General features: G+C 39.0%; 8 protein-coding genes. 7 read left to right on the top strand and 1 reads right to left on the bottom strand.

Annotation, left to right across the window (positions count from 1 at the left end):
- Window positions 1-180 precede the first annotated feature (180 nt).
- The 7 genes from I6F45_RS17370 (at window position 181) to I6F45_RS17340 (ending at window position 9,260) form a co-directional block, all read left to right on the top strand.
- On the top strand, window positions 181-417 hold the full coding sequence (locus tag I6F45_RS17370) for a hypothetical protein (protein WP_197161352.1): 237 nt from the start codon (window positions 181-183) through the stop codon (window positions 415-417).
- A 925-nt stretch (window positions 418-1,342) separates the two neighbouring features.
- Complete coding sequence (locus tag I6F45_RS17365; protein ID WP_165729564.1) at window positions 1,343-2,299, top strand: phosphotransferase; 957 nt, start codon at window positions 1,343-1,345, stop codon at window positions 2,297-2,299.
- 146 nt (window positions 2,300-2,445) lie between these two features.
- Window positions 2,446-3,075: a uracil phosphoribosyltransferase gene (gene upp / locus I6F45_RS17360; protein ID WP_007580883.1), complete on the top strand. Its 630-nt coding sequence runs from the start codon at window positions 2,446-2,448 to the stop codon at window positions 3,073-3,075.
- A 9-nt stretch (window positions 3,076-3,084) separates the two neighbouring features.
- A complete protein-coding gene (locus tag I6F45_RS17355; protein WP_007580880.1) occupies window positions 3,085-4,323 on the top strand; it encodes a uracil-xanthine permease family protein in 1,239 nt (412 codons plus the stop codon).
- A gap of 144 nt (window positions 4,324-4,467) precedes the next feature.
- A complete protein-coding gene (locus tag I6F45_RS17350) occupies window positions 4,468-6,213 on the top strand; it encodes an HAD-IIB family hydrolase (protein WP_197161349.1) in 1,746 nt (581 codons plus the stop codon).
- On the top strand, window positions 6,206-7,426 hold the full coding sequence (locus I6F45_RS17345) for a glycosyl transferase (protein WP_002958673.1): 1,221 nt from the start codon (window positions 6,206-6,208) through the stop codon (window positions 7,424-7,426). The genes I6F45_RS17350 and I6F45_RS17345 overlap by 8 nt, the downstream gene beginning before the upstream one ends.
- 55 nt (window positions 7,427-7,481) lie before the next feature.
- Window positions 7,482-9,260 (top strand): sugar phosphorylase, encoded by a 1,779-nt coding sequence (locus I6F45_RS17340; protein ID WP_197161345.1) that lies wholly within the window; start codon window positions 7,482-7,484, stop codon window positions 9,258-9,260.
- Window positions 9,261-9,633: 373 nt separating this feature from the next.
- On the opposite strand, the gene I6F45_RS17335 is transcribed toward I6F45_RS17340, so the two are convergent.
- Complete coding sequence (locus I6F45_RS17335) at window positions 9,634-12,474, bottom strand: TonB-dependent receptor domain-containing protein (protein WP_197118908.1); 2,841 nt, start codon at window positions 12,472-12,474, stop codon at window positions 9,634-9,636.
- Window positions 12,475-12,879 lie beyond the last annotated feature (405 nt).

Genomic DNA, 12,879 nt, shown 5'->3' with positions numbered 1-12,879 from the left:
GTAATCCCTTCCAAAACGCCAATTTAAACAACACCAAACACTTCTTTATATGCTGCGTAAAAATACAGTAATCGATTGAACCAAAATAGGAACTCAGCTATGGTTTGTTTATCAATAAAAACAAACAAAAAACGAGTTAATCTACAGGCTCGTTAGGCGTTTCTCAGGTTTGGAGTTCAAATGGGATCTAAGTTTTGGTTTGTTAGAGCATTAAAAGTATTTCTTGGAGTAGCTGCTTTACTTTTTATAGTTGAGTTGCTTAAACAGCATTCAGTCCAAGAAGCATTAATTTTTGCTTGTATTTGGTCTTCAATCACAACAGCAATATTTATATGTTCAAGGCTATATCAATCACGTAAAGGTGTAGAGTGTGCTTTGTGCAATGACATTCCAAACAAAAGTGATAAAAACACCTAACAAGATAATTGGACTCCCAAACTCTACACTGAAGTAGAAATTATTTTTCGGAGTTCAATTATGAATAAGTTAAGAATTGGTGTCGATTTAGCTCATAAATTAACAATTAAAGTGGCTGTCTAGTTTATCTGGTAAAACACGATGCATTAAGAAGGGTAAGCCCTTTTAACCTAAAATAAAGCCACTCAAGCCCCGTAATTCCTTCCAAAACGCCAATTAAACAATATCAAACACTTCTTTATATTCTGCGTAAAAGTACAGTAATAGATTGAACCAAAATAGGAACTCAGCTATGGTTTGTTTATCAATAAAAACAATTAAAAAACGAGTTAATCTACAGGCTCGTTAGTTTACTAGTGAATTAAAATAGATATGAGTCTAACTAAAATTATATTATTGTCATCTTACTCATTATTCTTTGTTTGTGGGATTTTGACTGGAAGGAATAATATTGAAGATTGGATTGCGTCTTTAATTCTATATAGCATGACTCACTATTATATTTTACCGTTCTGTACGGGTAAGCCAATGTCCTTACCTTATTCAAGTGAAATGGCTAACAAAGATGAAAACGATGGTTACCGTTACTTGTTGTTTGGTATCTCTTTTGTTTTAGCTTTAGCTGTATTAGCAAATTAAATAGATAAGTAAACTAACAAGGCGTTCTAACGGATAATGCTCCTCACCCGTTTTAGTGGACACCTCCTCATCACTTTGATGAGGCTAAAATGCCTAGATATACTCAACCTAGGAAGACATGGTTTTACCCAGTTAATTTCAAAATCAAAGTGCAGTGGCATAGTGATTTTGGCCACTATTTACATACAAACTTGTATAAAACCAAGTGGGGATTTTTTATGCCTTAGTTTTATTAAAAACGCCCACTAATGTTAAACTACAAAAAATTTAATTACTTAATATTACCATGGCATTTTACATTCCTTTATTACAACCACATTTTAAGCACATTGAAATTGGCGATACGTTAACATCACTTTGGAGTGGCTGTGGCAGTATTGTGCAGTGCCAGCTTGATGATAAAGCCTGTGTTGTTAAAGCTATTAAAATACCCAGCTATATACACCACCCTAAAATTAAGCAAAGCGAATTTGCGCTTGAAAGAAAGCAGTATTCCTATAGCGTTGAATACACTTTTTATAAGCTTTATAGCCAGCATTTACCAGCACATGCGCAAAGTATTGAATGTATAAGCGCAATTAATAAAGGCGATGAATATGCGCTGGTGTTTAAGGACTTCACCAAACATGGATTTACTCAAGCGGGGCAGCAACATGTTAAAGCTATATTAAAATGGCTTGCACACTTTCATGCGTTTAACTTAAGTAAACCCGCAGATGGATTATGGCAGCAAGGCAATTACTGGCATTTAAGCACGCGCCCAGATGAGTTTAATAAATTAAAAACAACGGATGATAAAAAGTCCGATATTAAAAATGCTGCACATAAAATAGATGAGCAACTACAACGTTGTGCGTACAAAACGCTGATTCATGGCGATGCAAAACTTGGTAACTTTGCAGCAAATGAGAGTGGTAAAATACTCGGTTATGATTTTCAGTATATAGGTGCAGGTTGCGGGATAATTGATGTAATGTATTTTATGACCAGTTGCTTAAGTGATGCACAATTACACGAAAGCGCTGATGAGTATCTTGCTTATTATTTTGATAATTTAAAGAATGCTATTGCTACTTATCACCCTTTAGCACCTGCCGATAAAATAGCTGACGATTGGCTCGCTTTATGGCCTGCTGCATGGGCTGACTTTTATCGATTTTTATCTGGCTGGAGCCCTGAGCATCAAAAAATAAATAGTTATATGCAACAGCAAGTAAACAGCTGGTTAGCGAGTAACATTTAATAAACACAAAGGGTTAATGGCTTGCATAAATATCAAGCAAAACAATACATTTTGGCACGATGTATGAAAATCTCTTTAAAACTACAGGTCAAATGACCTTTTTTAATATAAAATACCGCAAATTCTTCTATCACTAGGTTTACATCATGGCTATTCACGTTATTTCTCACCCTCTTGTTCAACATAAATTAGGCCTAATGCGCGCGCATGGTATTAGCACTAAAAGCTTTCGTGAATTGTGTTCTGAAGTAGGTACTTTATTAACCTACGAAGCAACAAAAAACCTACAGTTAGAAGATAACGAAATTACAGGCTGGGATGGCAATAAATTAAAAGTAGAGCATATTAAAGGTAAAAAAATTACCGTAGTGCCTATTTTGCGTGCTGGTCTTGGCATGATGGACGGTGTAATGCAGTTATTACCAGCGGCTAAAGTAAGTGTTGTTGGTCTTGAACGTAACGAAGAAACACTAGAGCCAGTACCATATTTTGAAAAGTTAGTAGGTAATATTGATGAGCGCTTAAGCTTAGTTATTGACCCTATGCTTGCAACGGGTGGCTCAATGATTGCCACAATCGATATGCTTAAAAAAGCAGGCTGTAAAGAAATCAAAGTAATTGTACTAGTTGCAGCACCAGAAGGTGTTGAAAGAACACTTACAGCTCATCCAGATGTAGAAATATTTACAGCCTCAGTGGATAGCCACTTAAACGAAAAGGGCTATATTATCCCTGGTTTAGGCGATGCGGGCGACAAAATATTTGGTACTGTTTAGGAGTCTTAAGTGCAAAATAATGACACCTTTTCAATAAAAACTATTTTAACGGGCGCGCAAATGCTGTTTGTAGCATTTGGTGCGCTGGTATTAGTGCCGCTTTTAACGGGCTTGGATCCTAATGTTGCGCTTTTTACCGCAGGCATTGGTACCTTGCTGTTTCAGGTAGTGACTAAAGGCCAAGTGCCTATATTTTTAGCGTCATCATTTGCCTTTATTGCACCTATTATTGCCGCTGTGCAAATGTGGGGCGTGCCGGCCACTATGGGCGGCTTAATGGTGGCGGGTTTTGCTTATATGCTTTTAAGTTTATTAGTGAAATTTAAAGGCGTTGCAACGCTTCATAAAATTTTACCACCTGTGGTTGTAGGCCCAGTAATTATGGTTATTGGTTTAGCGCTTGCACCTGTTGCTGTAAATATGGCGATGGGTAAAAGTGGCGACGGCAGTATTCAAATTATTGATTACACCAGCGCTATTTATATTTCGTTGTTCTCGTTAGTGGTTACGCTTATTTTTGCAGTATGGGGAAAAGGCGTATTTAAGCTTATACCTATACTAGCAGGGGTTGTAGCGGGTTATTGTTTATCGCTTGGTATGGGCGTTGTGCAATTTGACGCAGTGACTAACGCACAGTGGTTTGCTGTACCAAACTTTACTTGGCCTGAGTTTAAATGGCAGGCTATTTTGTTTATGGTACCTGTAGCAATAGCACCTGCAATTGAGCATATTGGCGATATGATGGCTATTAGCCAAGTAACCAATAAAGACTTTTTGAAAAAGCCTGGGCTTCATCGTACTTTGTTTGGTGATGGCCTTGCGACTTCTGCGGCATCATTATTTGGTGGCCCGCCTAACACTACTTACTCAGAAGTAACGGGGGCAGTTATGCTTACCAAAAACTTCAATCCTAAAGTAATGATGTGGACAGCTGTTATTGCCATTATTTTAGCGTTTGTAGCTAAAATGGGATCTGGTTTGCAAACTATTCCTGTGCCAGTAATGGGCGGAATTATGATTCTACTTTTTGGCTCTATTGCTGTAGTGGGTTTAAATACATTAGTTAAGTCGGGCGATGATTTAACAGCACCACGTAACTTAAGTATTGTTGCACTTATTTTGGTGTGCGGTATTGGCGGTATGCATATTGGTGGCAGCCAATTTAGTTTAGAGGGCGTAAGCCTTTGCGCTATTTTAGGAATAGTACTTAACTTAGTATTACCAAAAGCAGAGCCTGAAAAAGTTTAATTTTGCACATTAGCTAAATAGATTGCACCATAATAGCGCATTTATAATGCGCTATTTTTTTAACCTATTAATAAATATATAAAAATAATAATGGTCTAGTATCTGCATTTAACTCCCAGACGCATTGTATGCAAAGGAGTAACTATGTCAGAGGCCAATATTGTGGATATAACCCCGTTTTTAGCAAAACACCAACTGCCTTTAAAGTATCAATATTTGAGTGAGCAATATTTTGTTCCACTTGCGCATGACATCCTCGAATCTAAAAAAACAAATACTCCTATTTTTGTTGCCATAAATGGATGCCAAGGCTCAGGAAAAACAACACTCGCTGATTTTTTAGTTACCTGGTTTTCTAAAAACACACCGCTTAACAGTGTTGCATTGTCGATTGATGACTTTTATTTAGCAAAACAAGCACGTACTGAGCTTGCCAAAGATGTACATCCTCTTTTTACTACTCGCGGAGTACCGGGCACTCACGACGTAGCTTTAATGAATAGCACAATAACTAACTTACTGGCAGGAGAGGTAAACGTACCGCTTCCACGTTTTAATAAACACGAAGACGACTGCGTGCCAGCAATTGATTGGCTAACAAACGAAAAGCCAGTTGATATTGTTATTTTAGAAGGGTGGTGTGTAGGCAGTGAGCCACAACCGCTGTTTTCATTGAGTGAGCCGCTTAACGAGTTAGAGCAACAATTTGATAAAGAGGGCGTTTGGCGCCGCTGTATAAATAGCTGTTTGGCAAACGAATACAAAGCCGTTTTTAACCTAATTGATTATACCGTTATGCTAAAAGCACCGAGTTTTAGTGATGTTTTTACATGGCGGCAAGAGCAAGAACAAAAGCTAATAGCCAAAAAAGGTGAAGGCTCAGGCACCATGACTAACGAGCAATTGGTGTATTTTATTTCTCATTTTGAGCGCATTACGCGTGAGAACTTAAACACACTGAGTGCTAAAGCAAACGCTTTAATTGAACTTGATAGCAATCGCGATATTAGCGGTATGCACCTAACAAGTGATGACACCCTTCAACCTATTATTTTTACAGATTTGGACGGTACATTACTCGATCACGCCGATTACAATACAAATAATATCAGTGAGTTATTACAGCAGCTGCAAAATGCGCATATTCCTGTGGTGTTTAATACCAGCAAAACTTTTTGCGAAGTTATAGAGCTTAAAAACGATTTAAATATTCAACAGCCTTTTATTGTCGAAAACGGTGCAGCGGTATTTATTCCAGAAGACTATTTTGAATTAAAGCCAATTGGTTGTAAAAAAGTAGGCGCGTACTGGTGTTATGCAATGGCAAAGCCGTTATCGAGTTTATTAAAGGACTTAAATACTTTAAAGGCGGATTACAAAGCGCATTACAAATTGTTTAGTGACTTATCGAGTGAGCAAATATCAGAGCTTACAGGCCTCGATGATGCGCAAGCAAGACGCGCACAAACTCGCGATTATTCAGACCCTCTTTATTGGTATGGCAACGACGAATTACTCACAGCCTTTGTAAACGATGTTGAAGCACTCGGCTACGATATAAAAATTGGTGGGCGCTTCATTCATATTGCCAAAAATACCGATAAAAGCGCTGCACAGCAGTGGTTAGTTAAACAGTTTACCCATCATTTCAGAAAGCCTCTCACGGTCATTGCACTTGGTGATAGCGATAACGATAAGCAAATGTTAGAGCATGCAAATATCGCCATTATTATCGCTAATCCGGCGAGTAAAAAACCGGTTAAATTGTCGCACAATAAAGCACGATACTCTCAATCGCCAGCACCGCTGGGCTGGATTGAAGAAATAACATCGTTGCCGTGCATTAGCAGTATTTTAAGTATTTCTGAGGAGCAAACATCTCATGGCTGATTTTTATCAAAATGGCATTATTACAACATTACATAATATTGCCGACAGACCAATAGAAGATCTAGAAAAAGAGCTACTTACTTTTAGCAAGCAGCGCCCAATGGGATTAATACTTCCTTCGTTATTTAGTGAACTTGAAGGCCCTGCGCTGCAAAATATAGTTAGCGAGTTGCGTGAAGTACCGTATTTGTCACAAATTACTATAGGCTTAGATAGAGCCGACGAAGCACAGTACCGCCATGCACTTGGTTTTTTTAAAGAGCTAAACCAAAACCACAAAGTATTATGGAACGACGGTCCTCGCTTACAAGCACTTGATAAAGAATTACAAGAGCTAGGCGTTGCACCGCGTGAGCTGGGTAAAGGCCGTAACGTGTGGTACTGCATGGGCTATAAATTAGCAACAGCGGAAGTGGAATCTATCGCGCTGCATGATTGCGATATTTTAACCTACGACAGAAGCTTACTTGCTCGCTTAATTTACCCCGTTGCGCATCCGCGTTTTAACTATGAATTTTGTAAAGGATTTTACCCGCGCACTGCTAATGGAAAAATTAATGGCCGTGTATCGCGCCTATTAGTAACGCCATTGCTTCGCTCGTTTAAAACAATTCTAGGCAATACCGACTATCTTGAATATATGGACTCATTTAGATACCCACTTGCAGGTGAGTTTTCGTTTAGACGCGATGTATTAAACGATATTCGCATTCCAAGTGACTGGGGCCTTGAAATAGGCGTACTGAGTGAAATGTATCGTAACTATTCACATAACCGCTTGTGCCAGGTAGATATTGCTGATAATTACGATCATAAGCACCAAGAACTTTCACTTGATGACCAAAGTGCAGGTTTGTCTAAAATGTCGATTGATATTACTAAGGCATTGTTTAGAAAGCTGGCAACTCAAGGTGTCACTTTTACCAGCGAAACAATTCGCTCACTAAAAGCAACGTACTACCGTATCGGTCTAGATTTTATTGAAACCTATCACAACGATGCGTTAATGAACGGGCTAACGCTTGATGTACACCAAGAAGAAAAAGCAGTAGAAATGTTTGCACAAAATATTATGGAAGCAGGCCAACACTTTTTAGAAAACCCAATGGAAGCGCCATTTGTACCAAGTTGGAACCGTGTTGTATCAGCAATGCCAGACGTACTTGAGCGCTTAAAAGAAGCCGTAGAACTAGATAACGAAGAATATAGTTAACCTGTACGCAGGTTAACTAGCCTATAAGTCTAAATAATAAATATTAGGGGCGCATGTGATTTCAGTTAGCGAATTATTTTTACAACGAGTAGAGCAACATCTTCATATTATTTATGAGGGAGTTGAGCTGCCTTTATCGGTTACTGAGCTTGCTCAGCAACTTATTAAAATTATATTAGGTAGCAATGCACTGCGCGACCCGACTCCCCATACAAACAGATGGGATGAGCAAGATATAGTATTGATTGCTTATGGCGACTCTATTATTAAACACGACGATAGTGAGTTTGCTGTATCAAGCCCAATAGAAGCACCGCTTAAAACGTTGCACCGCTTTATAAAAGAGCAGTGCGATATGCAGCTAAATGCCCTGCATATATTGCCATTTTACCCGTACAGCTCAGACGAAGGCTTTGCGGTAATGAACTACGTGCAAGTGAATGAGTCGTTAGGTGATTGGGGAGATATTCAAAATATCGCTAAAGACGTAAAGCTAATGGCAGATTTAGTTATTAACCATTGCTCAAGCAGAAGCGTATGGTTTGAGAACTTTTTAAACGATTTACACCCGGGTAAAGACTACTTCAAAACGGCGAGCTTAACGGATGATTTAAGCCAAGTTGTACGCCCGCGAACCTCATCGTTATTAAATACTGTAACTACGCCAAGCGGCGAAAAACATGTGTGGTGTACGTTTAGTCACGATCAGGTTGATTTTGACTTTGGCAATCCTGATGTACTTAAAGAGTTTGTGGGAATAATTAGGCATTATTTAGACAATGGCGTGCGTTTGTTTAGGCTTGATGCGGTTGCATTTTTGTGGAAACAGCTTAATACAAGTTGCATTAACTTGCCGCAAACACATGAAGCAGTAAGGCTAATGCGAACACTTATTGAGCACGCAGAGCCCAGCGTAGTTATAATTACCGAAACCAATATTCCAAACCAAGAAAACCTATCGTACTTTGGTAACGCTAACGAAGCGCACAGTATTTATAACTTTGCATTGCCGCCATTGTTGCTACACACATTACTTAGCGGCGATAGCACAGCAATTAAACATTGGATGATGAGTATGCCGCCTGCGCAAAATGGTACTGCATACTTTAACTTTATAGCCTCGCATGATGGAGTAGGGCTCAGACCAATTGAAGGTTTACTACAACCCAGCGAAGTGGCGTCACTAGTAAGTACAACCATGCAGTTTGGTGGTCGTGTATCTATGCGTACAAGTAACGATGGCACACATACACCGTACGAGCTAAATATTGCTTTATTTGATGCACTACAAGGGACGCACAATGGCCCCGATAAGTTTGGCCTTGAGCGATTTATGTGTGCTCACGCAATTATGTTTGCACTTGAAGGTATCCCAGGGCTTTATATTCATAGTTTGTTGGGTACAACTAACGATTACGACCGATTTGAAAATTCACAGCATAACCGCGCTATAAATCGTCATCGTTGGCAAGAATCAAAGCTACTGGCTGCAATTGGTGAAAAGTATAGTCATCATCATAAAGTGTTTAACGGCATAAAAAGCTTATTGGCAGTACGCAAAAAGCAGAGTGCCTTTCACCCCAATGCTACACAGTTTACGCTACATTTAGCAGGTGGGTTGTTTGGTTTTTGGAGACAAAGCATTGACAGGCGCCAAAGTATATTTTGTGTTTATAACATTAGCGATAAACCACAAACACTCACATTGGCCGACTTAAACTTAATTAACACCCAAAAGTGGTTTGATTTGGTGGCAAATAAAACGATTGAAGAAAGCCAATTAACGATAGAGCTAGAACCATACCAAAGCGTGTGGCTGAGTAATATTAAATAAGACCTATTAAAAAGGCTCGCACTGCGAGCCTTTGTTTTAACTAGGGCGTGTTGATCTTTGTGGATTGAAATTTGTTCAATCTAGGGGCGATTAAATCGCGACGCGAGATTTGTAACCTAGTGGGCTAAGTAAAAACCGAGCAAAGCTTCCGCGTCCTGCTCACGCCCCTTACCTACATCCATGTAGGCAACAAAGAGTTAATCGTCCCTAGAAAGAACCCTTCGGGCAGCGCATGTTTGGTATTTATGCTGCGTTATCGCCTATTTATGGGGAATAACCACACTACATAGGCTCTGCCTTGCCTAAAAACCAAACATACTGCTGCAAATTCACCCACCAATGATCAACACGCCCTAATAAGTTATTTTATTAATTATAAGCTGTAGCTTAAGTTAATGTAGCCAAAGCGGCCAATGTTATCGTAACTTGCGCTACCCGCGCTTGTACCACGTGAACCGTACGGAAGTTTACGGTTGAATACGTTATCAACACCTACTTTAACGCCTAAACCGCTATCGAAGTTATAACCAACAGTCATATCGGTAATAAAGTATTTACCGTAAGACATTTGATTACTTGGGTTAGGGTTGTTTTCAAGTTCAACATTTGTGTATAAATCGACTTCACTTAAAAAGCGTGTTTCAACTGTTGAGAAAAAGTTATCCATAACATAACTTACAGATAAGTTAGTTTGCCACTTAGCTTCACCTGTAGTACCTGCGTATTCAATGTAGTTACTAGGGTCGTCTTGGAACGGGTAATCTTTACGTTCAATTAAGTAAGTACCAATTAAGCGTGTTTTAAAGCTACCTTCAAACGCGTCAAAATCGTAACCTAGTTCAAAATCTATCCCTGATGCTTTTTGGCCAGCAACATTTAATACAGAGTTTTGAATTAAAGTAATTTCACCATTAGCATTACGTGTGATTAAGTTACAGTACTGATTGTTTATACCTGTTGCGCTATCTACACAGCGATCAAGAATGTCTTGCGCGTTAATTGTGTCAATTGCATCTTCAAGTTCAATTTCCCAGTAATCAATAGTAAGTAGCGCGTTTTCTAAAAACTCTGGTTGGTAAACAATACCTACAGTTGTACTTGTTGACTCTTCGCCTTTTACATCGCGGTTACCACTGCTTAAACCATCTAAAGAGGCTGAATCGTAATCTGAGTTAAAGTCACTCGCTACGCCTAATGCGGCACAGTTTGCAGTACGTGTTGCACCGTTTGATAAGTCACCTAAGTTTTCAGCGCGACACGGGTCGTCTACATTGTAGAAAGTTTGGCTTGCTGCACCAAATACTTCACTAATGTTTGGCGCACGAAGTGCTGCAGATTGAGTTACACGTACACGTAGTTCATCGTTTACAGTCCAATCAAGGCCAAGTTTCCAGCTAGTTGCTTCGCCAATCGTACTGTAGTCAGCATGACGTACTGCTGTATCAAACACTAAATCTTGAATAAGCGGTAAATCAGTTAAAATTGGCATCGTCGCTTCAAAGAATACTTCGCGAACGTTAAACGAGCCCTTATCTTCGCCCAGTGCGTTAAAAAAAGTACCTTCAGCGTTATCAGGCTCTTTAGTTTCGCTTTCTTCTTTACGGTACTCAGCACCAAATGCAATACCTACATAGCCCGCTGGTAATTCAAAAATAGCGCCATTAGCGAGTGAGCCAGAAATAACTGTTTGCTTAATAGTTGAAGTGCCAACAGATACCGTATTAATGTAATCAATGGCTTGTTGAGATGGCGAACCAAACCCCATAATATTTACAGGAACACAGCCATCAGCTTGGGCTGCAGCACTACGACATACTACGTTACCATTTGTATCTTCAACGGCATCAAGTGCATTAAAGTAATTTGCTACAATCATGTTAGCGCCATTTTCGCGCTCTAGATCAGTTTGGCCGTATACTATTGAGGTATCTAATTCCCAATCATCAAATACTGTGCCTTTTAAGCCGGTAACAAAGCGCGTTGTTTCACGCGTATTGTTTTCAATGCGGCGGCCAAGGTCGGTCATCATGCGGTTAACCATGATCGAATCAACACCTTGCTCTTCCATACGTGCTTTAATGGCTGGGTCTAGGTAAGGGTTGTCGATTTTGATGCTGTTTTCATCGTCAAAGAAGAAAAACGCAGGTTGACCTATGCTTTCGCCTTGGCTATTTACGTATTTTGCATCAAAGTAAACGTTTAAGTCGTCGGTAACATCGTAGTTAACTTTAAAGTTTACGTTGTAGCGCTCAAACTCAGGTTGAATCTCTTCAAATTGACCAAGATTAAACGAATCACAGTTTGCACACGACAAGCCATCTACATTATCACCTATGTATAAGTTGCGAGCGCTGCTGTCGGCATTAAAGCTATTAGTATATCCATCTTCAAGTGCATAAACACCGGCGTTATTAATAGCGTAATAACCTGCATTAGGCGTTAAAATTTTATCAGGGAAAGCTGCGCTATCTTTGTTTGCTTCTGTTTGGGCTTGATTACGTAAACTACTAAACGAAGTGCTAGTCCATGGGTGGTCAAGTGCGTTTAATGAATCCTGGCCTGAGTACTCAATAGCAAAAGCTGCATTACCACGATCGTTATCAAAGTTAGAGCCGTATGAGAACGTCGCTTTTTCGTTGTTGTAGCTGCTTAAATCGGCAAAACCACGTGTAACGCTAAAGTCCATGCCTTCAATGTTGTCTTTTAATATAAAGTTAACAACACCTGTTACCGCATCAGCACCGTATACAGCAGATGCACCACCAGTAATTATCTCTACACGTTCAACCCATACACTTGGAATAGTGTTGGTATCTACAGATTGAGAGCCTGCAGAGCTTGATACATGACGCTTGCCATTTACAAGTACCAAAGTACGATCTGTACCCATGTTACGTAAATCAAGAATATTTAAACCCGCAGTACCAATAAACCGGCCTGAGTTAGCCATAGAATATGTATTGCCAAGTGCAGGTAAGTTATTTAGCGCTTCACCAATGTTTACTGCGCCAGTATTCATTAGCTGCTCGCCACTGATGACTGTAACAGGTGCAGGCGCAATAGCACCTTCACGTAAAATACGTGAACCCGTTACTTCAACACGTTCAATTTTTGTTGCTTGCTCATCTTGTGCAAGCACAGAATTACTTGCTGTTGCAGCAGCAGTAATTAATGCACATTTAATGCTAGTAGAAAGTAAGTTATGACGTTTCATTTGATTCCCAGAGAACATTTTTAGTAATTAAATACAATGTAGCTTTATTATGAGGGCGGCGATTATTGCATGCTGATTATTTTATTAAAAGTAGCTAACTCACTGTAAAGTAAGTAACTTGAAATAACCTGAAGAAATTTTGTTGTGTTTTTTGGTATTAATTACAAAAGCTTTTTAAATGATTTACTGAGGTTTTTTACATTTAGTTTTTCTTATGTATTTTAGTTATTAACATTGGTTTTTATTTGTTAAATTTTCAGTTGTTTTTTAAGTCAACTTTTTGCGGTTTATAATTATTCATATATAAATTTTTATTTATTTGAAGTTGCCAGTGAGTGTTATATGTACTTATTTGTAAAGGTTATGTGTGTTATTACTCTTTTAAAATGATTTTTATTAGATGTT

The sequence above is a fragment of the Pseudoalteromonas sp. SWYJZ19 genome, assembly GCF_015864375.1.
GTDB lineage: Bacteria > Pseudomonadota > Gammaproteobacteria > Enterobacterales > Alteromonadaceae > Pseudoalteromonas > Pseudoalteromonas arctica.
Note: the sequence above shows the minus strand (reverse complement) of the source record. Positions and strands in the feature narration are given on the sequence as shown.